24 protein-coding genes are annotated in these 26561 nt (G+C 42.3%); 10 read left to right on the forward strand and 14 right to left on the reverse strand.

The annotated features are described in order from the left end of the window. Positions 1-74 precede the first annotated feature (74 nt). Together nlpD and rpoS are read left to right on the forward strand one after the other, a co-directional pair. Positions 75-1070 (forward strand): murein hydrolase activator NlpD, encoded by a 996-nt coding sequence (gene nlpD / locus AAC853_RS10425; RefSeq protein ID WP_422824206.1) that lies wholly within the window; start codon positions 75-77, stop codon positions 1068-1070. 54 nt (positions 1071-1124) lie between these two features. Further along, positions 1125-2120, forward strand: a complete 996-nt coding sequence (gene rpoS / locus AAC853_RS10430; protein ID WP_338884574.1) for an RNA polymerase sigma factor RpoS — start codon at positions 1125-1127, stop codon at positions 2118-2120. A gap of 345 nt (positions 2121-2465) precedes the next feature. Here rpoS and miaE read toward each other — a convergent pair whose 3' ends face one another. Together miaE and mutS are read right to left on the reverse strand one after the other, a co-directional pair. After that, complete coding sequence (gene miaE, locus AAC853_RS10435) at positions 2466-3260, reverse strand: tRNA isopentenyl-2-thiomethyl-A-37 hydroxylase MiaE (RefSeq protein WP_340614531.1); 795 nt, start codon at positions 3258-3260, stop codon at positions 2466-2468. Positions 3261-3262: 2 nt separating this feature from the next. Further along, a complete protein-coding gene (mutS, locus tag AAC853_RS10440) occupies positions 3263-5824 on the reverse strand; it encodes a DNA mismatch repair protein MutS (protein ID WP_338885525.1) in 2562 nt (853 codons plus the stop codon). A gap of 377 nt (positions 5825-6201) precedes the next feature. Between mutS and AAC853_RS10445 the strand changes: the two genes are divergently transcribed. From AAC853_RS10445 to yjiA, 5 genes are all read left to right on the forward strand, one after another. Further along, entirely contained in the window at positions 6202-7227 is a 1026-nt protein-coding gene (locus AAC853_RS10445; protein WP_340614532.1) for a Fic family protein, read from the forward strand. Between the two features lie 98 nt (positions 7228-7325). Beyond that, entirely contained in the window at positions 7326-8135 is an 810-nt protein-coding gene (gene map, locus AAC853_RS10450; RefSeq protein WP_340614533.1) for a type I methionyl aminopeptidase, read from the forward strand. A 260-nt stretch (positions 8136-8395) separates the two neighbouring features. After that, positions 8396-10549, forward strand: coding sequence for a carbon starvation CstA family protein (locus AAC853_RS10455; RefSeq protein WP_338884579.1), 2154 nt, complete (start codon positions 8396-8398; stop codon positions 10547-10549). Between the two features lie 117 nt (positions 10550-10666). After that, positions 10667-10870, forward strand: a complete 204-nt coding sequence (locus tag AAC853_RS10460) for a YbdD/YjiX family protein (protein ID WP_099118661.1) — start codon at positions 10667-10669, stop codon at positions 10868-10870. A gap of 21 nt (positions 10871-10891) precedes the next feature. Beyond that, positions 10892-11854: a GTPase gene (yjiA, locus tag AAC853_RS10465; protein ID WP_338884581.1), complete on the forward strand. Its 963-nt coding sequence runs from the start codon at positions 10892-10894 to the stop codon at positions 11852-11854. A gap of 348 nt (positions 11855-12202) precedes the next feature. On the opposite strand, the gene AAC853_RS10470 is transcribed toward yjiA, so the two are convergent. From AAC853_RS10470 to AAC853_RS10490, 5 genes are all read right to left on the reverse strand, one after another. After that, positions 12203-12766: a tyrosine-type DNA invertase gene (locus tag AAC853_RS10470; RefSeq protein ID WP_340614535.1), complete on the reverse strand. Its 564-nt coding sequence runs from the start codon at positions 12764-12766 to the stop codon at positions 12203-12205. A 903-nt stretch (positions 12767-13669) separates the two neighbouring features. Beyond that, positions 13670-14995, reverse strand: a complete 1326-nt coding sequence (locus AAC853_RS10475) for an SLC5/6 family protein (protein ID WP_338884584.1) — start codon at positions 14993-14995, stop codon at positions 13670-13672. A 534-nt stretch (positions 14996-15529) separates the two neighbouring features. Further along, positions 15530-16870 (reverse strand): MATE family efflux transporter, encoded by a 1341-nt coding sequence (locus tag AAC853_RS10480; RefSeq protein WP_340614536.1) that lies wholly within the window; start codon positions 16868-16870, stop codon positions 15530-15532. Positions 16871-16953: 83 nt separating this feature from the next. Continuing rightward, positions 16954-17169: a hypothetical protein gene (locus AAC853_RS10485; protein ID WP_340614537.1), complete on the reverse strand. Its 216-nt coding sequence runs from the start codon at positions 17167-17169 to the stop codon at positions 16954-16956. Between the two features lie 162 nt (positions 17170-17331). Beyond that, positions 17332-17679 (reverse strand): YacC family pilotin-like protein, encoded by a 348-nt coding sequence (locus tag AAC853_RS10490; RefSeq protein ID WP_338884590.1) that lies wholly within the window; start codon positions 17677-17679, stop codon positions 17332-17334. Between the two features lie 272 nt (positions 17680-17951). Here AAC853_RS10490 and hpt point away from each other — a divergent pair, with 272 nt between their 5' ends. Beyond that, the gene (hpt, locus tag AAC853_RS10495; protein WP_340614538.1) at positions 17952-18491 is read left to right on the forward strand and encodes a hypoxanthine phosphoribosyltransferase; all 540 of its coding nucleotides are present in this window, start codon (positions 17952-17954) and stop codon (positions 18489-18491) included. Positions 18492-18588: 97 nt separating this feature from the next. Here hpt and can read toward each other — a convergent pair whose 3' ends face one another. Continuing rightward, on the reverse strand, positions 18589-19242 hold the full coding sequence (can, locus tag AAC853_RS10500; RefSeq protein WP_338884609.1) for a carbonate dehydratase: 654 nt from the start codon (positions 19240-19242) through the stop codon (positions 18589-18591). 184 nt (positions 19243-19426) lie between these two features. On the opposite strand from can, the gene AAC853_RS10505 reads away from it, so the two are divergent. Further along, positions 19427-20347 (forward strand): ABC transporter ATP-binding protein, encoded by a 921-nt coding sequence (locus AAC853_RS10505; protein WP_338884610.1) that lies wholly within the window; start codon positions 19427-19429, stop codon positions 20345-20347. Continuing rightward, positions 20347-21117, forward strand: a complete 771-nt coding sequence (locus tag AAC853_RS10510; RefSeq protein WP_340614539.1) for an ABC transporter permease — start codon at positions 20347-20349, stop codon at positions 21115-21117. The genes AAC853_RS10505 and AAC853_RS10510 overlap by 1 nt, the downstream gene beginning before the upstream one ends. Before the next feature lie 66 nt (positions 21118-21183). Here AAC853_RS10510 and panC read toward each other — a convergent pair whose 3' ends face one another. From panC to dksA, 6 genes are all read right to left on the reverse strand, one after another. Beyond that, positions 21184-22041: a pantoate--beta-alanine ligase gene (gene panC / locus AAC853_RS10515; protein ID WP_340614540.1), complete on the reverse strand. Its 858-nt coding sequence runs from the start codon at positions 22039-22041 to the stop codon at positions 21184-21186. 39 nt (positions 22042-22080) lie between these two features. Continuing rightward, positions 22081-22872 (reverse strand): 3-methyl-2-oxobutanoate hydroxymethyltransferase, encoded by a 792-nt coding sequence (gene panB / locus AAC853_RS10520; protein WP_340614541.1) that lies wholly within the window; start codon positions 22870-22872, stop codon positions 22081-22083. A gap of 59 nt (positions 22873-22931) precedes the next feature. After that, on the reverse strand, positions 22932-23414 hold the full coding sequence (gene folK / locus AAC853_RS10525; RefSeq protein WP_340614542.1) for a 2-amino-4-hydroxy-6-hydroxymethyldihydropteridine diphosphokinase: 483 nt from the start codon (positions 23412-23414) through the stop codon (positions 22932-22934). Between the two features lies 1 nt (position 23415). Beyond that, complete coding sequence (gene pcnB / locus AAC853_RS10530) at positions 23416-24777, reverse strand: polynucleotide adenylyltransferase PcnB (protein WP_338884617.1); 1362 nt, start codon at positions 24775-24777, stop codon at positions 23416-23418. Positions 24778-25072: 295 nt separating this feature from the next. Continuing rightward, entirely contained in the window at positions 25073-25966 is an 894-nt protein-coding gene (gluQRS, locus tag AAC853_RS10535; protein ID WP_340614543.1) for a tRNA glutamyl-Q(34) synthetase GluQRS, read from the reverse strand. 57 nt (positions 25967-26023) lie between these two features. Continuing rightward, entirely contained in the window at positions 26024-26479 is a 456-nt protein-coding gene (gene dksA, locus AAC853_RS10540) for an RNA polymerase-binding protein DksA (RefSeq protein ID WP_338884620.1), read from the reverse strand. Between the last annotated feature and the right edge of the window lie 82 nt (positions 26480-26561).

Consider the following 26561-nt stretch of genomic DNA (forward strand, 5'->3'; position numbering starts at 1 on the left):
TTTTTTAACCCTAAATTTTTGATAAATCATCATCATTATTTGCACTTATATTTGCCTTTATGGGGGAATAAAGTATGAATCTAAAAAACTCAGTGAAAAAAATAAAATGGATAATTGCCAGTACTGTTGTGGGAATTGTACTGGTAGGTTGTAGCAATACATCAAATCGCCCAGCCCCAATAGTGAATATCGATACAAATCGTGTATCAGATGATCATGCTATTAAGAACCGTCAACTAGTGAATAATGCTGCCAATAGCAATTCGTCTCAAGGAAGAATTATTTATAACCGTAACTACGAAAATATTCCCAAAGGAAGCTACAACAAGAGCACTTATACGGTTAAACATGGTGATACTTTGTTTTATATAGCTTGGATTACAGGCAATGATTTCCGTGATCTGTCTCTCAGAAATAATATTTCAGAGCCTTATAGCTTAAATGTTGGTCAAGTATTGAGAATAGGTAATCCAACCTCCAAAAATAGCGTATTATTAGCATCAAATATCACGAGATCTAAAATTGGTCAGGTTGATTTTCAAAAAATTAATGCGTATCCTGCAAATATTGATAGATCAAGTTCAGGGAAAATGTTGCCTAAGACTAAGGCAACTGTTTCTGATGGAAACAATACCAATTCGAAAGTGTTTGCAGCAACAGATGCAGGGGCAAATAACGTTATTAATGGTATTGATGCAATTAATAATTGGAGGTGGCCGGCAGAAGGAAAAATTCTTGAAGGCTTCTCTGATTCTCAGGGAGGAAATAAAGGCATTGATATTGCGGGGAGCCGTGGCCAACCCGTATTTGCTACTTCCAGTGGGAAAGTGGTTTATGCCGGAAACGCATTACGTGGCTATGGAAATCTAATAATAATAAAACATAACGATGACTACCTAAGCGCTTATGCGCACAACGACACAATGTTGGTTCGAGAACAACAAGATGTTCAAGCGGGGCAAAAAATTGCCACCATAGGTAGCACCGGAACGAGTTCGGTAAGATTGCATTTTGAAATTCGCTATAAGGGAAAATCCGTAAACCCGCTGCGTTATCTTCCGCAGCGATAAACCGGGGCAGGGATCTAAAATTCCTGCCCGCATTATCATGGGTAGGAGCAGCTGATGAGCCAAAGTACGCTTAAAGTTAATGAGTTGTATGATGAGGCGGATTTAGACGAAAATAGCATGGAAGCTGATGACTTTGATGAAGCGTTGCTGAAAGATGAGGATGATATAACTGGTCTTGATGAAGATTTTGATTTGTTGCAAGGAGTCAACCAACGGGTGCTGGATGCAACACAGCTTTATCTTGGAGAGATTGGTTTCTCACCTCTGCTGACAGCAGAGGAAGAGGTTCTCTTTGCTAGACGAGCATTGCGAGGGGATGTAGCTGCACGCCAACGCATGATTGAAAGTAATTTGCGATTGGTTGTAAAAATATCCCGCCGATATAGCAATCGTGGATTAGCTCTGCTAGATCTGATTGAAGAAGGTAACCTTGGGCTTATTCGTGCGGTGGAAAAATTTGATCCTGAAAGAGGTTTTCGTTTTTCCACTTATGCGACATGGTGGATCCGTCAAACAATTGAACGTGCCATTATGAATCAAACTCGCACAATTCGTTTGCCTATTCATATAGTCAAAGAATTGAACGTCTATTTACGTACTGCAAGAGAACTGGCACATAAATTGGACCATGAACCTAGTATCGAAGAAATTGCGGAAAAACTGGATAAGCCTGTTGAAGACGTAAGTCGTATGATGCGGCTGAACGAACGCATTACTTCTGTCGATACACCAATTGGTGGTGATTCAGATAAGGCATTATTGGATATAATATCTGATGAAAATGATTCGGGGCCAGAAACGACCATTCAAGATGATGATATGAAACAGAGTATCGTTAAATGGTTGTTTGAACTGAATGCAAAACAGCGCGAAGTTTTAGCTCGCCGTTTTGGTTTGCTTGGATACGAAGCGGAAACATTGGAAGATGTTGGGCGAGAAATTGGTTTAACAAGAGAAAGAGTTCGTCAGATTCAAGTTGAGGGGTTGCGCCGTCTTAAAGATATATTGCATACCCAAGGCTTGAATATAGAATCATTATTCCGTACTTAATTCTTTATACCTGAGAACGTATACCTAAGAAACTTCAAATTATAGCGTCGTGGAAAATAGATAAATTCCAGAAGCAAAGATAATTAGACAACTTTGTGATGGCAAGGGTAGAAGTAATTCCCGAAGTGGCAATTGAAAATATAGAGGTATATATGCCAATCCCACTTCAAGTTGCAGCTTGCAAATCAATGTGATTGTTTATATCTCCCCGCGTAGCGGGGAGATATAAGACGCATATTGAAGGGCGATTTGGTATAGATAGTAATCCTAAGGTGGGCTAAATAAGCCCGCCTTTTATTTACTCATTTATATTTCCATTACCATTTTGTGTTTCATTTATCAATGTTAGATAATCGGAACACCACTATGAAATTTAAAATCCTGATCGGGAGTTTGAATAAGCTCCGCTTCAATCTGGCCAAAATAATTCACTCTTTCTGTAATATCTTCTTTAGATATTGACTGGGCGAGCGTCAAATAGTCTTGGTAATGGCGAGCTTCTGAACGTAGCAGAGAAATATAAAACTTACCTAATTCCTCATCCAGATGAGGGGCCAGTTTTGCGAAACGTTCGCATGAGCGTGCTTCAATATAAGCACCAATAATCAGTTTATCGACCAACGTATAAGGCTCATGGTTGGTGACATGCTGAAATAGGGATTTGGCATAGCGGCCAGCGCTGATACTGTCATAGCTTATTCCTCTGGCATCCATGATTTCCAATACTTGATAAAAATGATGTAACTCTTCTTTAATTAATAACACCATTTTGTCAATGAGATCTTGACTATAAAGTGATTTTGCCCGAGCAGTAATTTGCTTGGTGGCCTGATTTTTTCCTTTTAATGAATGAATATCGCCAATTTTTTTGTAGGCAAAGTTCTCATAAGGCTGAAACCAAGCCAGTAGGGTGTCAGCACTTTCAGGATCAACGGCATATTTACGAATTAAGAACATAGCACTTTGTGCTGCTTTCAATTCACAGAGTAGATGATCGCGCAACAAAATTGGCAGATTCTCAGGCTGCCGCGCCTTTTCTACCCATTGGTCGGGAGTTTCACACTGTAAAAATTGATAAATGGGTACTAACAAATGGGTATCAAACTTCATTGTTGTTCCATTCATGGCTATTTTATTCATTGTTAAACCATATCCTTTAGACGATAAATCCACTCCAATGCCTGACGTGGCGTCAAGCTATCTGGATTAAGGTTTTCCAATGCTTCAACTGCTGGAGAAGTTTCTTCTGTCAGCAGGGTTAACTGTGGTGTATCGACATGGCCTGCGGTTGCACTATTGGAGAGTGATTCCAGCTCTTTCAATTTCTGGCGAGCACGTTTAATGACATCGCGTGGAACACCTGCCAGCGATGCAACAGCTAATCCATAACTCTTACTTGCCGCCCCTTCTTGTACACTGTGCATGAAAGCAATGGTGTCGCCATGCTCGACTGCATCAAGATGAATATTGACAACACCTTCCAGTTTTTCAGGCAGTGTTGTCAGTTCAAAATAGTGAGTCGCAAACAGGGTCATTGCTTTGATACGGTTAGCTAAATTTTCAGCACAAGCCCACGCCAGGGATAAACCATCATAGGTTGATGTACCACGGCCGATCTCATCCATCAAAACCAGACTGTGCTCAGTCGCGTTATGCAATATATTGGCAGTTTCGGTCATCTCCACCATAAAGGTAGAACGTCCTGATGCCAGGTCATCGGATGCACCGACACGAGTAAAGATACGATCTACCGGCCCAATAACTGCTTTTTCGGCAGGAACAAAACTGCCAATATAAGCCATCAACGTCATCAAGGCTGTCTGGCGCATATAGGTACTTTTCCCCCCCATATTCGGCCCTGTAATAATCAGCAAACGGCGCTGTGACGAGAGCGTTAATGGGTTAGAAATAAATGGTTCGCTTAATACTTGTTCGACAACCGGATGCCGGCCGCCAGTGATCTGAATACCAACTTTATCGGCTAGTATCGGGCAGGTGTAATTTAGGGTTTCAGCACGTTCGGCAAGGTTTGCCAGGACATCCAGCTCTGACAGCGCTTCGGCACAAGTTTGCAAATCGGCCAGATGAGGCAGTAACAGATCGAATAACTCTTCGTACAAGGCTTTTTCGATGGCAAGTGCTTTGCCTTTGGAAGTCAGCACCTTGTCTTCATATTCCTTTAATTCTGGAATGATATAGCGTTCTGCGTTTTTCAGCGTTTGACGACGAACGTAATGGATAGGGACTAGATGGCTTTGTCCACGGCTAACCTGAATATAATAACCATGCACTGCATTAAAGCCCACTTTCAGGGTATCAATGCCGAGTTTCTCGCGTTCGCGGATCTCCAGTTTATCCAGATAATCACTGGCCCCATCAGCCAATGCTCGCCACTCATCCAATTCAGCATTATAGCCCGTGGCAATGACGCCACCGTCACGCACCAGAACAGGAGGTGTGTCGACAACCGCATTCTCTAGCAGAGTTTGTAATTCATCAAAATGTCCCACACGCTGCTGTAGCGTTTGGATATAAGGAGCCTCTGAGGATGTCAGGATCTGATGGATATCAGGCAATTGTTGGAAAGCATGGCGCATTCTGGCCAGATCACGGGGACGGGCAGAGCGGAGAGCAAGACGGGCAAGCACACGTTCTAAGTCACCGATCTGACGCAAAAATGGTCGTAATTCATAACCGATTTCTTGTAAGGCGGAAATAGCTTGATGGCGATTTTCCAGCACGTCTATATTGCGGGTTGGTGCATGTAGCCAGCGCTTTAACATCCGGCTACCCATCGGTGTTACACATTGATCGAGTACTGATGCCAGCGTATTCTCAGTACCACCGGATAAATTTTGTGTAATCTCCAGATTGCGACGGGTAGCGGCATCCATAATGACCGTTTCTTGTAGGCGCTCCATCGTAATGCTGCGAATATGGGGTAAAGTGGTGCGTTGTGTATCTTTGACATATTGCAGTAAACAGCCTGCTGCACGCAGGGCGAGCGTCGCTTTTTCCACACCGAAGCCAATCAGGTCACGGGTGCCAAATTGCAAATTAAGTTGCTGTCTTGCTGTATCCAGTTCAAATTCCCACATTGGGCGTCGGCGTAGACCGTGGCAACGTTCAATCAATGCCATATGCTCAAATGTTTCAGGATAGAGTAATTCCGCAGGGCGGGTTCGTTGCAATTCTGCGGCAATACTATCTTCGTCGGACATTTCAGAAACGCGGAAACGGCCAGAAGTGATATCCAGCGTCGCGTAACCAAATCCTTGGTTATCCTGCCAGATAGCGGCGAGCAGATTATCTTGACGTTCTTGTAGTAAAGCTTCATCAGTGACAGTGCCAGGAGTCACAATGCGCACAACTTTGCGTTCAACAGGACCTTTACTGGTTGCAGGATCACCAACTTGTTCGCAGATCGCCGCAGATTCACCGAGTTGTACCAGTTTTGCCAGATAGTTTTCGATTGCGTGATAAGGGACACCTGCCATCGGAATAGGCTGACCAGCCGATTGCCCGCGCTTGGTTAGGGAGATATCCAGTAACTTCGCCGCCTTTTTGGCATCGTCATAGAACAACTCGTAAAAATCCCCCATTCTATACAGCAACATAATATCGGGGTGCTGCGCTTTCAGACGCAGATACTGTTGCATCATGGGAGTATGGCTATCTATACCCTTTGCTGGAGATTCTTTCATATTGACTTGATTCAATTTTACTATTCCTGTTGACTCAGTTGGGTCATCGACGCTCAGTCAACCCATCTAAATGACAAAACCTAAATATAATCAGCTAAGGATGGAACGTTAATAGACCTCATCCTGGGCGAAAACGCTATCTTATCACTGATAATCTGTGTGATTCATCTGTAGGTGCGGTTAGAAGACTTGAACGGTAGGTTAGCAGGATTATTTGCAGGAATGTATCAGATTTTTTGACAATTCAGCAGGATTGCGAAGCGGTTCGATTGTTGTTTGGCTTAAGCCATGCTATCAAATAATAAGAAAGCAGATGACATAAAGCACTTGAATGCTATAAGAGATATCAAGAATTGACGGACTTAGAGGAAATTATCGTGGCTATTTACCAACCCCCATACACTATTACCCCAGATATACTTAATCGAGTAGTAGAAATTGGTGAGTTATTAGGGCGTTGGTCAATGCAAGCGGAAACTTCTTCGCCTGTATTACGTAAAGAAAATCGCATTCGTACCATACAGGCATCATTGGCAATTGAACATAATAGTTTATCTACGGAACAGGTGACGGCAATTATTAATGGAAAGCGTGTGTTGGCACCAGCAAGGGATATTCAGGAAGTGCGCAATGCCATATTGACCTATGAAAAATTATCGGACTGGCATAGCTCCCGTGTAACGGATTTATTGGCTGCACATCGGCTACTGATGACTGGATTGGTTGATCGCCCAGGGCAATTACGTGGAGGAGATGTGGGAATTTATCAAGAAAAACAGTTAATCCATATGGCTCCTCCTGCTAGTCAAGTACCACGGTTAGTGGACGAATTGCTGACATGGCTGAAACAGACGGATATTCACCCATTGATCGCCAGTTCAATATTTCATTATGAGTTTGAATTTATTCATCCATTTACTGATGGTAATGGTCGAATGGGGCGCTTGTGGCAAACATTGATTTTGAGCGAATGGCGTCCTGAATTAGCTTGGTTACCGGTAGAAACGTTAATTCATTATCAACAACAGGACTATTATCAGGTGCTTAGGGAGTGTGATCGTACTAGCGACTGTACGCTATTTATTAATTTTATGCTGGAAAAATTAGCCGAAACGCTTAGAGAAAACCTGGATCTGCAAAAACAGAAATCTGTCGCAATGTCGGTAGAAATGTCGGTAGAAATGTCGGTAGAAATGTCGGTAGAAAATCCACAACCACTAAAGGCTACTGCACAAAAAATCTTATCGGTTATTACTGCTCGTCCTGCCATCACAATAAGCCAATTAGCGGATGAATTGGGAGTAAGTCGACGCACAATAGAACGAAATATTAAGATATTACAGGATAATGGGCGTTTGATGCGTATTGGGGCGAAGAAAGGAGGCTATTGGCGTATTGGATAGTTCAGTAAATTTTAGATCAATGTTAGCTTGAATTATTCACTATTGCGGATGCATGATTAAAAAGGAACCTACAAACTTGTATTAAGAGAAAAAATAATATGACGAGAAGCAGCGGAATACTAATAAAAAATAAGGACGAAATAGAGAAGATGGAAATAGCGGGGCGCTTGACTGGTCAAGTACTTGAAGCTGTCCGTCCTATTATTGTGCCTGGTGTTACGACTCTTGAAATTGATTCATTTTGCCATGATTACATTATCAATACCCTTGATGCGATACCGGGTAGTTTGGGGCAATATGGTTTTCCTTATACAGTCAATACCTCAGTTAATCATGTTGTTTGTCATGGTTGGCCTTCGGAAAAGAAGCTGAAAAATAGGGATATTGTTAATGTGGATGTTACTGTCAAAAAAGAGGGATATTACGGCGATAGCAGTATCACATTTTGTGTCGGGGATGTACCCTCTCATGCCAAACGTTTGGTTAATGTGACTCAAGAATGCTTATATAAGGCAATTAAGATAGTCAAACCTGGTATCACTCTGGGAGATATTGGTCATACGATACAACAACATGCCGAGGCAAATAATTACACGGTGGTACGTGAATATTGCGGGCACGGTATTGGCTGTAATATGCATGAGGAACCGCAAGTTCTGCATTATGGCGAGGCGGGAGAAGGTATTATCTTGGAAGAGGGAATGACTTTCACCATTGAACCTATGATCAACCAAGGCAAAAAGGATATAAAACTGCATAAAGATGGTTGGACAGTAACAACTAAAGATCGTCGGTTATCGGCTCAGTTTGAGCATACGATCTTGGTAACTCGTGATGGTTTTAACGTGTTGACTCTGCGGGATGAAGAACGTGAAGTTTTCGAACGTTACTTGTCAATCACTCGATAATTTACAATTTATTATATAATAATTTTCCCAATACTGTGTTGTACAGGATTGGGTTTTATTTTGATTGGCATTTAATTAACTGTTGGGCAAGATCCTTCCACTTTCTCAGAGAGAGTTTTATAGCATAGTGCAGTGTGGCGACGGGTATATACCTTTCATGGGGATATATGCCTGTTGGCTGTATAGGGTTGGTTTATGGAAAAGGAAGTAAAAAATTAAATAATGGTTTGCTGTTCGTCTTACTGTGGAAAAGGATTCTTATGAACAATAATAAATTTTTAAAACATATCCCTTGGATGATATTGGGGATAATTGGCGCATTCTGTCTTGGAGTCGTTGCGCTGCGTCGGGGAGAGCACGTGAGTGCTTTGTGGATCATTGTCGCTTCCGTAGCCGTTTACTTGGTTGCTTATCGGTATTACAGCCTGTATATCGCCACGAAGGTGATGAAATTGGATGCCACGCGTGCAACCCCTGCTGTTGTCAATAATGATGGTTTGAACTATGTTCCCACCAACAAAAATGTCTTGTTTGGACACCATTTTGCCGCCATTGCGGGGGCAGGACCGTTAGTGGGGCCAGTATTGGCGGCACAGGTTGGTTATCTGCCAGGAACATTGTGGTTGTTGGCGGGGGTAGTGCTTGCTGGCGCGGTGCAAGACTTTATAGTGTTGTTTATCTCCTCCCGTCGTAATGGGGCATCACTGGGTGAGATTGTCAAAGAAGAGATGGGGCGTGTGCCAGGCACAATAGCTCTGTTTGGTTGCTTCTTAATCATGATCATCATTCTCGCGGTGCTGGCGTTAATCGTCGTGAAAGCCTTGGCAGAAAGCCCATGGGGTGTATTTACTGTTTGTTCGACAGTGCCCATTGCGCTTTTCATGGGGATCTATATGCGATATATCCGTCCGGGGCGTGTGGGTGAAGTCTCTGTGATCGGTATTCTCCTGCTGGTTGCCGCTATTTGGTTTGGTGGTGTTGTTGCCGCAGATCCTTACTGGGGGCCTGCACTGACTTTCAAAGATACCACCATCACTTATGCACTGATCGGGTATGCATTTATCTCTGCATTATTGCCAGTTTGGCTTATTTTGGCGCCGCGTGACTATCTGGCAACTTTCCTGAAAATTGGGGTTATTGTTGGCCTTGCGATTGGGATTATCATCCTGAACCCTGAACTGAAAATGCCAGCCGTCACACAATATATTGACGGTACTGGGCCAGTTTGGAAAGGAACGCTATTCCCATTCTTGTTCATTACTATTGCTTGTGGTGCGGTGTCTGGTTTCCATGCCCTGATTTCTTCGGGGACGACACCTAAGCTGTTGGCAAATGAAAAAGATGCACGTTTCATTGGTTATGGTGCGATGTTGATGGAATCGTTTGTGGCGATCATGGCATTGGTTGCTGCATCCATCATTGAGCCGGGACTGTATTTTGCCATGAATACCCCTCCGGCAGCGTTGGGCATTACCATGCCTGACCTGCATAACTTGGGTACTGCCGAAGCACCAATGATTATGGCCTCTTTAAAAGAAGTAACGAGCCATGCGGCAGCGACTGTCAGTTCTTGGGGTTTTGTTATTTCACCCGATCAAATTTTGCAAACAGCAAAAGACATTGGTGAGCCATCCGTTCTGAACCGTGCCGGGGGCGCACCAACCTTGGCTGTGGGTATTGCTCATGTATTCCATCAGATCATCCCTGCGGCAGACATGGGCTTCTGGTATCACTTTGGTATTCTGTTTGAAGCTCTGTTTATCCTGACGGCGCTGGATGCCGGTACACGCTCTGGCCGTTTCATGTTGCAGGATCTTTTGGGTAACTTTGTGCCATTCCTGAAAAAAACGGACTCTCTGATTGCGGGCATCATTGGTACAGCGGGTTGTGTTGGCTTATGGGGCTATTTGCTGTATCAAGGTGTGGTTGATCCATTAGGCGGCGTCAAGAGCTTATGGCCGTTATTTGGTATCTCTAACCAGATGTTGGCTGCCGTTGCATTGGTATTGGGTACGGTTGTTCTGATCAAGATGAAACGCACCCGATATATCTGGGTAACGGTGATCCCTGCGGTTTGGTTGTTGATTTGTACCACATGGGCGCTGGGGCTGAAATTATTCAGTGATAACCCACGGCTTGAAGGTTTTTTCTTCCTGGCGAAAGAATATAAGCAGAAGATTGCCGAAGGGGGTGCAGAATTGACGGCTGGGCAAATCAGTAACATGAATCACATAGTTGTGAACAACTACACCAATGCGGGCTTAAGCATCCTGTTCCTGATAGTGGTATACAGCATCATTATCTATGGTATCAAAACTGCGATCAAAGCCAGCAAAAATCCAGAGCGTACCGATAATGAAACGCCTTATGTTCCGGTTCCTGAAGGTGGGGTGAAAGTCTCTTCTACGCACTGATGCGATACTAAAACTGATACTAGCCAAATCATTGTGTATCAGTAACCGCTATACCCCACATAATTGGCTTTGTATTATGTGGGGTATTTTTATAGAACAAGCCTTGGAGAACCATTTATGTTTGGTAATCTTGGTCGGGCAGGCAAGTATTTGGGGCAGGCTGCCCGAATGTTGGTGGGGGTTCCTGACTATGACACATATGTACAACACATGAAGGAAAACCACCCAGATAAGCCTTATATGTCTTATGAAGAATTTTTTCGCGAACGCCAGAATGCTCGTTATGGAGGCGATGGCAAAGGTGGAATGCGCTGCTGTTAGTAAAAAAATCGGGAAACAAAAATGCAACCAATATCAGTCACGATCCTGACCGGTTTCTTGGGATCAGGCAAAACGACGCTGTTGCGTCATATTCTTAATGCTAATCATGGTCATAAAATAGCTGTCATTGAAAATGAATTTGGTGAAGTCCCCATTGATGATGAATTGATTGGTGATCGCGCAACTCAGATTAAGACATTAAGCAACGGATGTATCTGTTGTAGTCGTTCGAATGAGCTGGAAGATGCATTATTGGACTTGCTGGATAGCTTGGATCAAGGGGTGATCAACTTTAACCGCCTGATTATCGAATGTACAGGCATGGCTGATCCCGGCCCAATCACACAAACTTTCTTTTCCCATGAAATCTTGTGCCAGCGTTTTTTGCTTGATGGCATTATCACGCTAGTGGATGCGGTTCATGCGGAACAACAGTTAGATCGTTTTTCCATTGCACAGGCGCAGGTGGGATATGCAGACAGAATTCTTTTAACCAAAACAGATGTTGCTCCAGTTCATGATGTTTTAGTTGAACGTTTGCAGAGAATGAATGCCAGAGCGCCTATTCATAAGGTTATTCAAGGTGAAGCAGATTTAGGCTTATTGTTCGATATTGAAGGATTTATGTTGAATGATAAACTGACGGTGTCGACACCTGTTTTTCGATTTGTACCCAAGCCACAAAACTCGGTTCAATCGATAGTTATTAACTTAGCGTACCCAGTTGAACTGCCAGAAGTTTCTAACTTGATGGAGGAATTATTGCTGAGTTTCGCGGATAATCTTCTGCGTTACAAGGGAATTCTTGCTATCAAAAAAGAACCACGTCGGTTACTGTTTCAAGGGGTTCAGCGTCTGTATAGCGCAGATTGGGATCGGGAATGGCGCGATGACGAATTACGTGAAAGTGTGTTGGTTTTTATTGGCATAGATCTGCCTGAACAGCAAATCCGTGAAAAATTTGCGGAATTGTTTGAAGAATAATTGATTGAGTAATAAATTTTTGTGGAATTTTAATTGTTAATTTTTATTTCTTATTGAGCAGTGACGTTGTTCATATAAATTCGCTGCTCAAGTTTAAATAAAAATTTATATATTGGCTTATTTGACTTAAGTTTTTTTAAAGAATAAACTTAGGTTATTTAACAGGTGTAAAACAATAAAAATAAAATTTATTTACAAGTCAGGCTTGTCATACGTATAAAATAGTCATTTATCTTAGATGTTCATAGTATCGTCTATTTTATCTGTCGGCAATCTCCACAAATTAATTAGTGGAGATTGTTACAATAACAAGTCATGTTAGTGAAAACAGTGGGAATAATAACACCATTATTTAGAGTGGGACTCCCAAATTCTAGAAAAACGTTTCACATTACTGGCAGTGTAAATTACAGTATGTGAAATATTACGGTGTCCGAGATAGTCTTGAATCAAGCGGGTATCGCGACCGAGATCAGCTAATGCATAACCACAAGCGTGCCTTAACATATGTGGGTGTGGAGAAACACTGACAGATGCCTGCTTCCCATAACGTTTTAATAAACCATAAACTTGTTGCCGTGAAACAGGGCCTGATTTTTGGGAGAGAAATACCCATGGAGAATCGGCCTCCCGCCATTTTTGACGAATATCTAGCCATTTATTTAACGCTTCAATTTCCTCTGGAATTAGAGGATGTGTGGTTGAAAGCCCACCTTTTAATCGTCTAATGTGAATGATCGCTGAATGTAAATCGAGATCAGACAGGCGTAGATTACATAGTTCACTTACCCTAAAACCATGAATAAAACACATTAACAGCATGCAATAATCCCGCTCTGCGTGGCGTCCTTGCTTTGTTGCTGCCAAAATTGCGTCTATTTCGTATCGGGTTAAAAACTTACGTTGCTTCATGAAAATGTCATTCCTATGAAATCAGAAAGATAAATTGTGAATAGCAAGGTATTTAAGTTAATCGAATACAACAAAACATTAGTGTTTTTTAAACATGATTAGCCAAATACCAGATTGAATTAATTGGAATACTGCAAATAAAAAATTTGCTGCTTATTTTTAATGAAAATGCTAATTGAAATCGTATAAATACGTGCTATGTGATTCTGATACACAGAATGAGGTAATCATAAATAGAATTCCATACATAAAAACAACTCTATTGAACTTTATAACTAATCATTTGGCTTGGTTTATTTTTTAGTTTTTTATTCTTTTAAAATCCCTTTTTGGTGTATTGGGTTTGTATTTTTACTGCATTTAGTGGAAAAAGTAAATGATTTATCTAAGCTGTTTAGATAACGCCTTATTATTGATTGAAAATTAACTTTTATTTGGTGTTTTTGAAATAATATTTTTATTTTTTGCTTGCTGTTGGTTTTTTATTCTAAATAATTAGAGTTTTTAGATAAAAATGACAAATTATTAGTTATATCAATGGGTTAATGTTTGGGGTAACTTTAAGTTAAAGGAAAGGTTTTAGTTAATTTGATAACTTAGGTTATAGTTTCAATTAGTTATCATCATTGTGATTTGGATTTAGTTTTGCGGTTGTTTTTTTATTCAATTTGTAAAGTTTAATTAAATAGATATTTTTTATGATTAATTAAATATAGAGTTATCATTAAAATAATTATTTAATAAATGAGTGTAGTAGATTCTATAGGGTATTGGTTAGTTCAATGCGCCTTATATCCCTGAGCAGAACTGGCAAGGATTTATGGCGCATCAGGTAAATCTTAATAATAAGATTGATCGTAATTGATTTTCTTACGCATTGGTCTTTTTAAATAAGTGCCCATATCAGGAGAAGGCCAAGAAAGGGGAAACACATAGCAAAATTCCAGTAAATATGATCAAGATAAGCGATATTCCTTTGTAATGGCGCAGGCCAGGGACTTTGTAGACCAAATAAGCCGGAATAAGGCAGCCAACGATGCCAAATATTGGGCTACAAATAGAAGTAAAACTTAATACTGGGGCATTCAGAAGGATCGCGCCCCATGCCAATAAGATGGCAAAAAGCATGATACCTTTTTGTATCCACTTTTCGTTGATCTTTTCAGCAGGCATCAGGCGACTAAGAATATTCATGGCAATACCTTGGCTGGCTTCGCGAAACCCAAGGTAAACACCAAAAAACGCAGTCATCACGGCAAAAACATTAAGCATGATACTAACGGCAATAACCCAACCGCCGGGAAAAAATTGGGCGGCAATGGCTAATGCTGAAATATTCTGTTCATAGGCTTTGAGTGCTTCGTCATGTCCCATTGCCAACGTAAAAGAGATGGCATAGAAAAATACCGTACAAAACAGGATACCAAAGGCAATGTTCATAGCCCTCAGTGCTTTATGACGGGCAACTTCACGGTTTTTTTCCCGATTGCGATAAGAAATCACCATTGGACTAAGTGTTTGGATAAACAGGATGGAGGTGAGCGTAAAAGGTAATGTGATGATGGCTTTTTTGATCAATAGACCCAGGGGAGGTAATACCCCGATATTGTAAAGATGCCACATACCGATCATGGAAAATCCTAATGCCGCGATAACAAATAATTTGGTTATGACCATTAGGCTAGATATTTTGAACAGTAATTTTTCCCCACGGGAAGAGATAGCGACTAATACACAGATTAAGACCAATCCATAAAGTGGGTTTTTCGACATTAATTCATCGGTGACCCCAAATGTTTGCAGGTAAGAAGCACTATCATTGGTTATCGCGGTGGAATAAACAAACATCCAGATCACCAGCATAATGAAGTAGAGTACACCTAACAGGATGCCCCAATTTTTACCAAGATAACCACTGATAATACTAGGATAATCTTTGCATTCTGGTGACTCGGCAAGGGTATTGATGAAGAGTCGCTGAAAGAGATACATGGCGGGATAACCAATAATAGAAGATAGCAGGAAAACCCACAATCCCATCAATCCAACCTGAACAGGCAAGAAAACAATTCCTGCTCCGATTGCCATGCCGATACTCATAATGATCCAGCCCGTGTCGGTATGGTCGAATCTTATTGCTTTCTTCCACTCTTCCTCCGTCATATTGGCGCGTTTGGCTGATGGAGATAACTGTGGCGTGACATCATTGTTTTTTGTTGCTGTTTTCATATCTTTTAGTAAGTGAATTATCGTGTGCTGATAGTCAATGATTTCAAGGAGAACAATTTTTTCATGAAGAAGAAATTGCAAAGGGAAACTGCGCAAAAAAGAAAATTGCCGAAAACAGTTTGTCAGGATTAAATCCTTTTTATCGTTAATATTATGCTGTAATTCAGGGGATTAATCTAGAATTTTTTACTGGTGAAAGGCGCTGATACACAGTTTAATCCTGTTTCTTGATGAAAAAGAAAGTAAAGTCAATATCTAATTGGTAAGCCTTATTTCACTATGGTTTTGAGGTTAATAAAAAAGAATAGAATCGTGTCATTGATAATATAAAATGGAAATAGCCTAAGTTTTTTATTTTTATTTCGTCACAGTCCTGAAATTAAATTATCAGATAAATACTTGGTAAATTCTTAATAAGAAAATCGTTTAAGTTACCATAGTACTTATTATTCAATATCCACCTTTGATTGAAATTAAAATGCCGAAAATAGACTTGCGGCATTTTTTACACTTATTTTTGCTGTTGTTTTTTAACTAGACATCCAATCGCTTGGTTTGCCATCTTTTAGACTTCCAACGCCAGGCGTTCACTAACCCGCGTATCCACTCGTCGCAGAAGAATCCTATCCAGATCCCCAAGATCCCCATGCCCATAGTGATCCCCAAAAAATAACCGATTGGAATAGATATTCCCCACATACAAATCAACGCGGTATAGAGAGGAAAACGGGCATCACCAGAAGCACGCAGGGCATTGACCATCACAATGTTGAAAGTGCGTCCTGGTTCTAAAAAGACTGAGAGCAGGAACAACGGCAGCAGAAGTTCCACAATTTTCTGATCTTCTGTCATGACATAGAGAAGCGGCTCCCTAAAAATCCAGAACATTAAGACGATGCCTACTGTAACAATCACACCAATTTTCAGGCTCTTCAGTCCTCGAAGATAGGCATCTTCAAAACGCTTTGCCCCAACCAGGTGACCAACCATAATCTCATTGCCAATACTGATAGAGATACCAAACAACATAATGAACAGAGATAGCTGGAAGTACAGCGTTTGCGCGGCCAGAGACATTTCACCCATCAGGCCGATAAACGCCTGTGCAGTCATATATTGCAGGATCCACACCAAATTTTCACCCGCGGCAGGTAAGCCGATGTGCAGAATTTTGCTCAACATATTCTTAGACCAGTTCACAAGCAATGTAGGCTCGAACTTGATCTTCAAGCCAAAAAACAGCAATCCGCAGAGCAAAATAACAGCGACAGTACGACCAAATACTGTAGACCACGCTACGCCTTCGAGTCCATATTGAGGCAATCCAAAGAACCCATACAGTACGATCATATTGCCGACAATGGTAAGCAGGTTAGCAATCAGCGTGACATACATGGCCGATTTTGATTTTCCATAAACCCGCATACAAGCCGCCAGAATAATCGAAATCGCTTCAGGTATCAGGCAGATGCCAAGAACATGCAGATAAGCAAATCCATCTTCCATCAGATTTTCTGGCAGGTTCATGATATACAGGATCTTATAACCGAAGAACACGGTGATCAGCGCACAACCGAAGCCCAGTACAAAATTAAAGGCGATGGAAATATGAATCGCTTGACTCGCTTTATCACGTTTTCCTGATCCCAGATATTGTGCAATGACAACACTGCAACCTACGCTGATGAAGTTAAAAATTGTAATAAAGAGATCAAAAACATGATTACCCACTCCCATTGCAGCAAGATAAGAAGAAGAAATATGGCTGACCATGTACGTATTAATTAATAACGTCGCCATATGCAGAAAGATATCAATGAAAATCGGCCAACTTAACGAAAAAAGAGAGCGATCAACAACATCAGACTGTTGCATTAGTAAAACCTATTTATTAGAAATGGAATGAGTGATATTTTGCGGTGTGACATACCTAGAAAGCGTAGATGATTTTACAGAGTTTATTGATGATTTGATAGACGGAATGGGTGATTTATGTCTTTGGTTTGTTGAAGAATTTGATTGGATAATAAATCGCCTACGGTAATCGCCAAAGGAGTCTGGTGTTGTGGTGGCGTTCTCCAGGCTGCAAGCACAGCCTGCAAGAATTCAGAAGTAAACAGGCTTTCATCTGGCTCATCAGGGTCGGTATCCGTCAGAAAAACTTCACGCAGCATCCCGCTATCACCACCGCCTTCTTGCGATATGTTTTAGCATTCCTTTATTGTGATATTTGTCGGCATTGGATGCGCAGATATTGAGTGCACATAGTAGCCCAGCAACTCACAGTATTATCACTTAGTTTCAACATGAAATTACCTGAGCGATAAGCAAAGAAATTATTTTATATAGGAGAGCAAACTGAGGGAGTTCCTCGCAAGAGAACGACATTTAACCTCATGAGATAGATTGATTCCTTTTAAGTCGTTGTAACCTAATTGGTTTAATTCTTCCATTAATTCACTATCATAGTTACTGAGATCCCACTTGTTGCGTTGGGCAAAATAGATAATTGTGCGCTTAATTTGAAAATCTGGGATTTGGCTATAGCCACAGTCATGTTTTAGATAGATATAGACAGCCGTCAGATCTGCGAGATCTTCAGCTTCATTTTCAGACAGAGCTTTTGCTGGTTGAGCAAAACTGAACAGAACAAGAATGTACGCGAATAAGGCAATTTTTTGCATAATTTCTATTATACTGATTTTCTACCATTTTAATTAAATTAACATATTAATATCTTTGTTAGCCAAACTTTATTTACTTAATTTTGATAAAACTACCGTTTTTTCGCCAGTGAGAAAATTGGGTTATACGTTAACGATCGGTTTGTTCTGATAGCAGAGAATGTTATTTTATGCACTCGGTGGGCTTATGCTATTGAGTGCTATATAAATAGTCACATTCATTTTCACGTTTGACTTGTGATTATTTAAAATAAAATCAATTGGTTATATTAATGAAGAAACATATTGTAGAAGTGATGATCTCCGAGCAGGAGGTTAAGCAACGTATTGCTGAGCTGGGGCAACAGATTACAGAGCACTATCGTAATAGTGATTGTGAATTAGTGCTGGTTGGCCTGTTGAGAGGATCGTTTATCTTTATGGCAGATTTATGCCGTGAAGTTCAGGTTCCCCACGAAGTGGATTTTATGACAGCATCCAGCTATGGCAATGAAATGAGTTCTACCCGCGATGTGAAAATCCTTAAGGATTTGGATGAGGACATTCGTGGTAAAGATGTGTTGATCGTTGAAGATATTATCGACTCAGGCAATACATTAAACAAAATCCGTGAGATTCTGGCGTTGCGTGAACCTAATTCACTGGCAATTTGTACTTTGTTGAACAAACCATCTCGCCGTGAAGTCGATGTTCCAGTTGAGTGGATTGGTTATTCCATTGAAGATAAATTTGTTGTCGGTTACGGCATTGACTATGCACAGCATTATCGCCATCTGCCTTATATCGGGCATGTCACCTTGCTGGAAGATTAATATTTTCGATAAGCAGAAATAATCAATACGGTATAAGTAAATGGCAGCTTTTTTGCTGCCATTTATTTTTCTAATTAATAGGTTGTCTTTCGAACGATTATTTTGTTTGGGATAATTTGGAAATAGCCTGACGGTAATTGAGCTCCAATTTTTCACGGCTGTCAGCTGTAATATCCAGATCATGTAACTCACCATCCTTTAAGCCATACACCCAACCATGGAGCATCACTTTCTGCCCGCGTTTCCATGCGGATTGCATAATGGTTGAATGGCCGAGATTGTAAACCTGTTCAATGACATTCAATTCACACAAGCGATTTAGCCTATCATTAGGAGGTAACTCACCAAGCATGGAACTGTGTTTGTACCATAAATCACGGACATGGAGCAGCCAGTTATTGATTAACCCTAACTCAGTGCCGTCCACCGCAGCTTCAATACCACCACAACCGTAGTGACCACAGATAATGATGTGTTCAACCTGTAAAACATCAACGGCATATTGTACAACAGATAAACAGTTTAAATCGGTATGGATAACGAGATTAGCGACGTTGCGATGAACAAAAAGATCGCCTGGTGCTGCGTCAATCAATTTTTCGGCAGGTACTCGGCTATCAGAACAGCCTATCCACAGAAAATGAGGTTTTTGCGCTTTTGATAATTCTTTGAAAAAAAGTGGGTTTTCTTCATTTACGGACTTTGACCACTGCTTGTTCCTCGCAAACAGCTCTTCAATTTTTCTCATCATAACAAATAGCCTGGTAACGTTTTTGAGATAGAATCATATACAACATTAATTGAGAATTTAATATTTAATTGAGGAATGTTTTTTATTTACCCCCTACCATTGCTAAGAAATAGGGAAAAAATAATGGCATAATTTATATCTTGCAGCAGTCAGGAATAGCAAATAATAAAGGTATTTTTTACTTATGGTTTATGCATTGGAATTGACGCAGCTCACGAAAGTCTATGAGAGTGGAGTGAAAGCGCTGCGAGGAATTGATTTGTGTGTAGAAGCCGGTGATTTCTACGCCCTTTTAGGGCCAAATGGCGCGGGGAAATCCACCACTATAGGTATTATTAGTTCCTTGGTGAATAAAAGTGGGGGTAAGGTCAAGGTCTTTGGTTACGATATTGATACGGCTCTCGTTAATGCTAAACGGCAACTCGGCCTTGTTCCACAGGAATTTAATTTCAACCCATTCGAGACGGTGATCCAAATTGTATTAAACCAAGCGGGATATTATGGTGTCCCGCGGAATGTGGCATTGGAGAGAGCAGAAACCTATCTTACTCAGTTGGATCTATGGGAAAAACGTAACGAACGGGCAATTCGTTTGTCTGGCGGCATGAAACGGCGTTTAATGATTGCCCGTGCTCTAATGCACCAGCCAAAATTGTTGATCCTTGATGAACCCACGGCAGGGGTGGATATCGAACTACGCCGATCTATGTGGGACTTTTTGAGAGAATTGAATGCGCAAGGAACGACTATCATTCTGACGACTCATTACCTTGAAGAGGCTGAGATGCTGTGCCGAAACATCGGTATTATCCAACATGGCGAGCTAGTGGAAAACACAAGCATGAAGAACCTGCTTAGCCAACTTGAAAGCGAAACATTCTTGCTCGACTTATCAGTGAAAGGGGAAAAGCCGGTTGTTGAGGGTTACGATTACCGTCTGATTGATGCAGTAACGCTGGAAGTAGATGTAAAACGTGGGCAGGGATTAAATGATGTTTTCTCCCAGCTAAGTAAGCAGGGTATACAAATCAGCAGCATGCGTAACAAAGCTAATCGTCTTGAGGAGCTGTTTGTCGGATTAACCAATAATAAAGGAGAGAGGTAATGATCCAACTGTATTGGGTGGCTCTGAAAACTATTTGGATTAAAGAAGTCACCCGTTTTGGTCGTATTTGGGTGCAGACATTACTACCGCCAGTGATCACTATGTCCCTTTATTTCGTTATTTTCGGCAATCTGGTCGGTTCCCGCATTGGCGAAATGGGGGGCGTTGGTTATATGCAGTTTATTGTACCTGGGTTGATCATGATGTCAGTGATCACCAACTCTTACGCTAACGTTTCTTCATCTTTCTTTGGCGCTAAGTTCCAGCATAGCATTGAAGAAGTACTGGTTGCTCCGGTTCCAACCCATGTCATCATTGCTGGATTTGTGGGGGGAGGGGTAGCCCGTGGGGTATGTGTTGGCATTCTGGTGACATTGGTTTCACTATTGTTCGTACCATTGCAGATACATTCATGGGGAATGGTGGTGATCACTTTGCTGGCAACGTCGATTCTATTTTCGTTGGCGGGGCTATTGAATGCCATTTTTGCGAAAACATTCGATGATATTAGTATTATTCCAACATTTGTTCTGACTCCGTTGACCTATCTGGGGGGCGTATTCTACTCCCTTACCCTGTTGCCTACTTTTTGGCAGATAGTGTCAAAGCTAAACCCCATCGTCTATATGGTCAGTGGCTTCCGTTATGGATTTCTCGGTATTATGGATGTTTCTCTGGCGATGACATTAGGTATGTTAGGGATCTTTATTGCTGGATTCTATGTATTAGCCTGGTATCTCATTGAATCAGGGAGAGGGCTCAGAACTTAAGCTAAAATTTAATACTCCGCCGTTGATGGCGGCGGAGTGGCGATACACACGCATCTACAATTAAAATCAGGCAGCTAAAATAACCTGCTGATTATCAATCAGTCGTGTTTGCCCCAACCATGCCGCCATCAGGATCACGGCTTTTTTACTTTGTGCCGTTAATGGCAGCAGGTTTTCTGCATCACGGATAAATAACTCATCCGGCATAAAGCCTTCTTCCCGCAAATGGGCAGATGCCAGTTCAATGAGTCGCTCAGTATCGTGTTCGCCATTTTTCAGCCTTTCTGCCATACATTGCATAACCTTATTCAGCAAGGGCGCAATTTTTTTCTCTTCAGCGGACAGAAGGTTATTACGTGAGCTTAGCGCCAATCCATTTTTATCACGGACAATCGGCACAGAAACCAATGTAATATCGTAAGCCATATCTGCAATCATCTTGCGGATAATCTGTAATTGCTGGAAATCTTTTTCGCCGAAATAAACCAGATCGGGCTGGATCAGGTTAAACAATTTGCTGACAACGGTTGTGACGCCCCGGAAATGTCCTGGTCGGCTGGCACCTTCAAGGATATAAGAAAGTTCGGGTACTTCGATAAAAGTTTGGTTGCCGTTTAAACCATGTGGGTACATTTCGTTAGCATTAGGGGCGAATACCAACTCGACATTGCGACGGCTCAGTTTTTCGCAATCTTCCTGCAAGGTGCGAGGATAATTGGCCAGATCGTCTTCTCGATCAAATTGCATCGGGTTGACGAAAATGCTGACGATCACAACGTCAGCCTGTGCTTTGGCGGTATCAACTAACGCCATATGACCATCATGCAGGTTTCCCATCGTAGGGACGAAGGCAATACGTTTGCCTGCCTGGCGCCAGCGACGGATTTCTCGGCGTAAAATGGGGATCGTTTCTATAATCAGCATTGCTGTACTCCCTTAATTAGTCGTCATGCTGGAGAATAATCAGTTGAATGAGTGTGCCTGGTCAGGATAGGCGCCGCTTTCTACGTGTTCAATATACAGGCGGATAGCATCCCTTATATTGCCAGTTTCTGCGAGGAAGTTTTTGGCAAATTTTGGGGGGCTTGCGGTGATACCCAAGGCATCATGCATAACCAGAATTTGACCGTCAGTCATATTACCGGCTCCAATGCCAATAACCGGAATGTCCAGTGCTTCAGTGATACGCTGCGCTAGTGCCGTCGGAACACATTCTAACACCAGGAGTTGCATGCCTGCTTTTTCCAAAGCAATCGCATCGTCAAATAACTTTTGAGCCGAGGCGTCATCGCGTCCCTGAACTTTATAGCCTCCAAGTACATTGACTGATTGTGGCGTCAGGCCTAAATGACCGCAAACAGGGACGGCTCGCTCGGTCAGCATTTTGACGGTCTCACATAGCCAATCTCCACCTTCAATTTTGACCATATTGGCACCAGAGCGCATTAGTGCAGCCGCATTGTTAAAACTTTGTTCGGGGGTTGCGTAGCTCATGAAAGGCATATCCGCGATGAGAAAAGCATGGGAGGCGCCAGCGCGAACACTTCGGGTGTGGTAAGAAATATCGTCAACAGTGACAGGTAGGGTAGAATCAAATCCCTGTATGGTCATGCCGAGTGAGTCACCAATGAGCATGACATTAATGCCTTGTTCGGCGAAAAGGTGGGCGAAACTGGCATCGTAGGCGGTGATGGTTGCAAATTTGCGCTTGTCTTTTTTTAACTGATTTAGATCAGCCAGAGTTGTTGGCTTCATCATTCTCTCCTGAATAGTTAGTTATACCCTCTGTTTTTCCGTTGCCTCTCTACAACAAACTATAACCAAAGCGTCAGGCCATTTTCCGGTACTTTTTTTAATTGCTCTGCCAGCGTTTCTCCATCGGGAAACACAAGGTCTGGGGCAATTTCTGCAAGTGGATAAAGCATAAATTCACGCTGTTTTAACCCATAGTGGGGAACCGTCAAGCGTTCGGTGTTGATGATGTGATTACCAAACAGCATGATGTCCAAATCGAGCGTTCTCGGCCCCCAGCGTTCGCCTTTACGAACGCGTCCTTGTTCCAGTTCGATCGCTTGGGTGTGATCAAGCAATGTTTCTGGGGATAACTGGGTTTCCAATACGACGGCAAGGTTGAGGTAATCGGGTTGATCCTGTGGTCCCATTGGTTTGGTTCGATAAAAAGATGAGCGAGCAATAAAAGCGGTATCAGGGATCTTTTTCAGGGCAGCAAGTGCATTATTGACTTGCTGCAAAGGGTTAGCCAGATTACTGCCAATGGCGATATAGGCTCGAGTCATATTAATAACCGTTGTTCCTGTTCTGGCGAATGCGTCCACCACGGCGGGGGCGTGTCCTGCGGCGAATGGGTTCGCTACCCAGATCAGATATCATTTCGCGCTGTTGTGAGGATGTTGACTGTTGGAAATCAGCCCACCACTGTACCAACTCTCTCAATTCATGGCGTGGTTCAATGCTAGCGCGCAATTCCAGTAAATCATATGCAGCACGGAACTTCGGATGTTCCATTAATTTATTTGCTCGTTTTCCTTGACGACGCGGTAAGCGCAGCTGAAGCAACCAGATATCGCGCATGGTGGTGGTATGGCGTTTCGGGATAGCAATGGAGCGGCACTGCTCATCAAGAATATCGTTCATTGCTAACGCAAAAGCTTCGTAATATTGTAATCCGCCTTCCTGTGTCAGTTTTTCCGCATGTTCAATCAAGGGATACCATAACATGGCCGCAAATAAGAACGCGGGATTCACTCTTTTGTCACTTTGTAAGCGAAAATCGGTATTTTTCAATACTTGTACTAACAGCTTTTCCATTGACGAATCACCACGCTGGGTGAAACCCGGTTGAATAAGCGGAAACAATGGCTGGAACAGATGATATTCGCGCAGCAGTTTATAAGTCTTGTAACCCTGCCCTGTCTGTAACAATTTCAGGGATTCTTCGAACAGACGTGCCGCTGGAATATCTTTCAATAGAAATGCCAGGCGTGGGATAGGCTCAGCGGTAGCTGGCTCGATAGTCATATCCAGTTTGCTGGCGAAACGAACCGCCCGCAGCATCCGCACGGGGTCTTCCCGATAGCGTGTTTCTGGATCACCAATCAGGCGAATGATACCTGCGTTCAGATCGGCCATGCCACCTATGTAATCCCGCAGCGCGAAATCTTCAATGCCGTAATAGAGGCTATTGATCGTGAAATCACGACGAACCGCATCTTCTTCTACTGAACCAAAAATATTATCCCGCAGTAACATGCCGCTTTGGGCTTTATGTGACTGGTTCCGGTCATTGTTTTCAATTTGCTCATGCGGACCGCGGAAGGTAGCAACTTCAATCACATCAGGGCCAAACATGATATGGGCAAGACGAAAACGACGTCCGACAAGGCGACAGTTACGGAACAGTTGACGAACTTGTTCCGGTGTAGCGTTGGTTGCTATATCAAAATCTTTGGGTTTTTTGTGCAGCAGTAGATCACGAACCCCGCCTCCGACCAGGTAAGCTTCAAAACCTGATTTATTTAGGCGATACAGAACCTTTAAGGCATTATCACTGATGTCCTTGCGTGAAATAGGATGCTGTTCGCGTGGGATCACCGTGATCGGGGAGTCCGAAGGCATTGTCCTTACAGATTTTTTCTTCATTTTGTCGTTTTCGGCATGTGATGAAGATGAATAATTCCCTCTGCTACGTTTACGCGGAGGACTGCTCTTTGTTTGAGCAGAATGGTCAGATACGGTGACTGGCCTTTCACTGACTGCCGGTGTGTCGCGCTGTGTTTTGTGATCGCGGATTAATAAATTACGACAGAAAGTTGCTACTCGGTTAAAAATGGTACACCTCGGTAGTGACTGATCAATTAAAACAAAAAACAGCCGCCAATCATAACTTACTGGACATTTTTTGAGAATGCTTACAGTACCAATAGAAAGACTTTATTTAACTTAGTCTATTAGTTAGGTTTTTTGGCGGAACCGCGTTTATATTCCAACCGACGATAGCTTGCTGTAGCAGTTGATCTGTCGTGAGATCCTGCCAGCCTGCGATAGTGGGCTGATTTAAAAATGATAACGCATCAATAAGCAATGGTCTTGGGTCGCCCAATGGGAGCGGTTGGGCATGATTTTGCTTAGAAAGTTTATTTCCCTCTTTATTTAGCACGAGAGGTAAATGCATATAATCTGGTGTTGCAAAATTCAAATGCTGATACAGAGACAACTGGCGAACAGTGGGTTCAATTAAATCAGCTCCTCTGACAATTTCAGTGACACCTTGATAGTTATCATCAATAACAACGACAAGATTATAGGCAAATAAACCGTCTTTGCGATAAATAATGAAATCTTCCTCAGCCATTTTTGTAGGCACGGTGATATAGCCTTGCAATTTATCGTAAAAACGATAAATCGGATGGTGCTGTTTTAGACGAATTGCAGCGTTGTGAGCTGGCAGAGGTAAATGTCGGCAGTGGCCATTATAAAAGCCGCCCAGTTGTTGGATGCATTGGCGGGTGCAGGTGCAGTAATAGCTGTCTCCTTGCTGTTTTAATTGATCGAGGATGGCACGGTAAGCGTCATGACGCTGGGATTGATAAAGAACTTCACCATCCCAGTAAAGCCCATAATGCTCAAGAGATTGCAATATCCGTTTATCTGCTCCGGGAATTTCCCGTGGAGGATCAATATCGTCAATACGCATCAGCCATTTTCCATGACAGGCACGGGCTTGCAGATAACTACCTAGTGCAGTTACCAGAGAGCCAAAATGGAGATCACCGGAAGGAGATGGAGCAAAGCGCCCAATATATAACGAGGAATGTCTGGATTGAGTCATAGTCGATTCAAGCATAGGGGCATACGGCGCTAAATGCGCCGTACTTAGCCCTATTGGTTAGCCAGCCATTTGTTTTTCACGAATTTCGGCCAACGTCTTACAGTCAATACATAAATCGGCTGTTGGACGAGCCTCTAAACGGCGGATGCCGATTTCAATCCCACAGGCTTCACAATAGCCAAAGTCTTCTTCTTCGACCTTTTTCAGCGTTTTTTCGATCTTTTTGATCAACTTACGCTCACGATCCCGATTACGTAATTCAAGACTGAACTCTTCTTCTTGCGCCGCACGGTCAACTGGATCAGGGAAGTTTGCTGCCTCATCTTGCATATGAGATACAGTACGGTCTACTTCATCCCTGAGTTGATTGCGCCATGCTTCCAGAATCAGCTTGAAATGCTTTAACTGGGCATCGTTCATGTATTCTTCGCCTGGCCTTTCCTGGTAAGGTTCTACCCCAGCGATGGCGAGAATGCTCAAGGACGAGGTTTTACGTTTTTGCCCTTCTTGCATAATGCTTCTCCTTACACACGCACTATCAAACGACCCCCCGACAAGAGGGGGAAAAAAATAGGCCGCTATAAATAACAGATGA

This window comes from Xenorhabdus thailandensis (assembly GCF_037996785.1).
GTDB lineage: Bacteria > Pseudomonadota > Gammaproteobacteria > Enterobacterales > Enterobacteriaceae > Xenorhabdus > Xenorhabdus griffiniae.